4 protein-coding genes are annotated in these 3,302 nt (G+C 66.3%); all 4 read left to right on the top strand.

What is annotated here, in order from left to right; translation table 11 throughout:
- The first annotated feature begins 129 nt into the window (after window positions 1–129).
- Window positions 130–768 (top strand): DedA family protein, encoded by a 639-nt coding sequence (locus JWR89_RS13710; RefSeq protein ID WP_299717026.1) that lies wholly within the window; start codon window positions 130–132, stop codon window positions 766–768.
- A gap of 108 nt (window positions 769–876) precedes the next feature.
- Entirely contained in the window at window positions 877–1,479 is a 603-nt protein-coding gene (locus JWR89_RS13705; protein ID WP_299717024.1) for a PadR family transcriptional regulator, read from the top strand.
- 1 nt (window position 1,480) lies between these two features.
- On the top strand, window positions 1,481–2,224 hold the full coding sequence (locus tag JWR89_RS13700) for a siderophore-interacting protein (RefSeq protein WP_299717022.1): 744 nt from the start codon (window positions 1,481–1,483) through the stop codon (window positions 2,222–2,224).
- Window positions 2,225–2,473: 249 nt separating this feature from the next.
- A partial coding sequence (locus JWR89_RS13695) for an acetyl-CoA carboxylase carboxyltransferase subunit alpha (protein WP_299717020.1) occupies window positions 2,474–3,302 on the top strand: 829 nt, incomplete at its 3' end.

Here is a 3,302-nt window from a genome sequence, read left to right as displayed (position 1 = left end):
TGCGAATCAGGAGGGCTTGGTCGTCGAAAACGCTCTTGGTCGCAGGCGGATCAAACTCAGCCGCCGGTGCTTTCACCCTTATAGTGTCGCCATACGTGGTTGAGGCGCGGCGCGCCGGATCGGAGCTTCGTGACTGCCTGGATTGAATCGCTGACGCATTTCGTCGCCGCCCATGCCTGGCTCGGCTATCTCACGCTGTTTCTCGCGGCCCTGCTGGAGGCGGTGCCGGTGGTCGGTTCGGTGATCCCCGGCTCGACCATCATCCTGGCGCTGAGTGCGCTGGTGCCGTCCGGCGACCTCGATCTGGTCGGGGTGCTGCTGGCCGCCGCCGCCGGCGCGGTGCTCGGCGACGGCACGGCCTTCTGGGTCGGCCATATCCAGCAGCACAAGATCCTCGAAACCTGGCCGATGTCGAAATATCCCGCAGTGATCGCCCAGAGCGAAGCGTTCTTCCACCGCTTCGGCACCCTCGCGGTGTTCTTCGGCCGCTTCGTGCCGCCGATCCGTGCCTTTGTGCCGGTCACCGCCGGCGCGCTCGGCATGGCGCCGGCGAAATTCTACACCGTCAACATTCTCGCGGTGGTGCTGTGGGCGCCAGCGCATGTGCTGCCGGGCGTGCTGGCGGTGTCGGCGTTGCATCAATATAGCGGCCTGCCGCACCACACCGGCTACGGCAAGCAGATCTGGATCCCCGCGGTGCTGATCGCCGCAGCCTTCGCCGGCCTGGCGACCTGGTGGTGGCATCGGAGGAAACGCGCGGCGGTGTGAAGCAAAGCGGCAGTCCCTTAGAATACATCCAAGATATATCTTTTCGCTTGCGCACCCGTCGTTAAGATATATCTTAGCCCTATCGAAAACACACCAAGAGGGTTTCACATGTTTGGATTTCATCATGCAATGCGCGGCGAACGCGGCCGCCATGAGCACCACGGCGAGCGCCATGCCGGGCCGCGCGGCGGCCGGTTCGGCGGCGACCATGGTCCCGGCGGCTGGGAGGGCGAAGGTCCGGGCCGCGGCGGGCGGCGGCGGGTGTTCGACGGCGGCGAATTGCGGCTGGTGCTGCTCAAGCTGATCGCCGACAAACCGCGCCACGGCTACGACCTGATCCGCGCCATCGAAGAGCGCACCGGCGGCGCCTATGCGCCGAGCCCGGGCATCGTCTATCCCACCATCACGCTGCTCAGCGACATGGGGCTGATCGACGAGCAGGCCGCCGAAGGCGCGCGCAAGGCGTTCGCGATCACATCCGAGGGCACCGCGCATCTGGCGCAACACGAAGCGGAAGTGGTGGCGATGTTCGCCCGGCTCGATGCGCTCGGCGCGATGCGCGAACGCACCGACGCGGTGCCAGTGCGCCGTGCCATGCACAACCTGAAGAGCGTGCTGATGCACCGGCTCGGCGACGGCCTCGACAAGGAGAAGCTGCTCGACGCGGTCGCCCTGATCGACGAAGCCGCGCGAAAAATCGAGAGGCTGTGAGATGGACGCTGTAACCCCACGCCACCAGACCGTCCGCGTTCGCCACGAGTTGAAGCGGCGACTGCTCACCGTCAGCTCGACAGAACTCCTGACGCCGCAGATGCGGCGGATCGGCTTCACCTCGCCGGAGCTGCACGACTTCACAAGCGCCTCGTTCGACGACCACATCAAGCTGTTCTTCCCGACCGGCGGCGAACCGGCGATGCGCGACTTCACGCCGCGCCGCTTCGACAGCGCGACCAACAGCCTGACCATCGACTTTGCGCTGCACGACGCCGGTCCGGCCACGAGTTGGGCAGCGTCGGCTGAGGTCGGCGACACGCTGCTCATCGGCGGGCCGCGCGGCTCCAGCGTAGTGCCCGACGATTTCGACTGGTACCTGCTGATCGGCGACGAGACTGCTCTGCCCGCGATCGGGCGGCGCGTCGAAGAGCTGCGCGAAAACGTGCCGGTGACGACATTCGTGGTCGGCGACGCCCAGCCTATCGATGCCCGCGCGGCATGGACGCCGCACTGGATCACGCGGCATGGCGGCTTCGGTGATGCCGAGCTGCTGCACGCGGCACTGGCCGGCCACAAGCTGCCCGCCGGCGACGGCTTCGTCTGGATCGCGGCGGAAGCCTCGGTGGCGCGGCATCTGCGCAGCTACCTGATCGACGGCCGCGGCCATCCCCGCGAATGGAGCAAGGCCGCCGGCTACTGGAAACGCGGCGAGGCCGACGCCCACGAGAAGATCGAGGATTAGCGTGTGCGTAGGGTGGCTTAGCGCGCAGCGCGTAACCCACCGATCTCGCGCGGGATCGCCATGACCGTGGTGGGTTACGGCGCAAGTGCGCCTAACCCACCCTACGGCCTGCGCGTATCCCTAACTAAAAAACAACTCGTTGATTCATCACGGCATTTCCCCCGGCTCGGCTTGACTTCGGGGGCCATTTGACTTGAAAAGCGCTCGACGGCAGTTTCGGCCGCCGTGCCCCGTTCCCATATGCCCTGAATGTCAGAATCCATGCGCTCTTATCTCGACTTCGAAAAGCCCGTCGCCGAACTTGATTCCAAGGTCGATGAACTGCGCGCGCTCGCCGCCACCGGCAGCGATATCGGCGACGAGATCGTCCGCATCGAGGTCAAGGCGTCGAGCACGCTGCACGACCTCTATGCGAACCTGACGCCGTGGCAGAAGACCCAGGTGGCGCGGCATCCGCAGCGACCGCATTGCATGAACTACATCGACGCGCTGATCACCGAATTCACGCCGCTGGCCGGCGACCGCAAGTTCGGCGACGACGAGGCGCTGGTCGGCGGCTTCGGCCGGTTTCGCGGCGAGGCAGTCTGCGTGCTCGGCCAGGAAAAGGGCAACACCACCGAAAGCCGGCTGAAGCACAACTTCGGCATGGCGCGGCCGGAAGGCTATCGCAAGGCCGTCAGGTTGATGGAGATGGCCGACCGCTTCGGCCTGCCGGTGCTGTCGCTGGTCGATACTGCCGGCGCCTATCCGGGCATCGGCGCGGAAGAGCGCGGCCAGGCGGAGGCCATCGCGCGCTCCACCGATGCCTGCCTCGGGCTGGGTGTTGCGAATGTCGCTGTGATCATCGGCGAAGGCGGTTCCGGCGGCGCGATCGCCATCGCCACCGCCAGCCGCGTCCTGATGCTGGAGCACGCGATCTACAGCGTGATCTCGCCGGAAGCAGCCTCATCCATCCTGTGGCGCGATTCCACCAAGGCGCAGGAAGCCGCCACCAACATGAAGATCACCGCGCAGGACCTGCTGCGGTTCGGCGTCATCGATTCCATTCTGAGAGAGCCGGCCGGCGGCGCGCACCGCG

It is taken from the genome of Tardiphaga sp. (assembly GCF_028290785.1).
Lineage (GTDB): Bacteria > Pseudomonadota > Alphaproteobacteria > Rhizobiales > Xanthobacteraceae > Tardiphaga.
Note: the sequence above shows the minus strand (reverse complement) of the source record. Positions and strands in the feature narration are given on the sequence as shown.

What these genes read in the sequence shown, in the direction of transcription:
- JWR89_RS13705 (WP_299717024.1), top strand. Translation starts at nt 877, where the DNA reads ATGTTTGGATTTCATCATGCAATGCGCGGCGAACGCGGCCGCCATGAG.
- JWR89_RS13700 (WP_299717022.1), top strand. Translation starts at nt 1,481, where the DNA reads ATGGACGCTGTAACCCCACGCCACCAGACCGTCCGCGTTCGCCACGAG.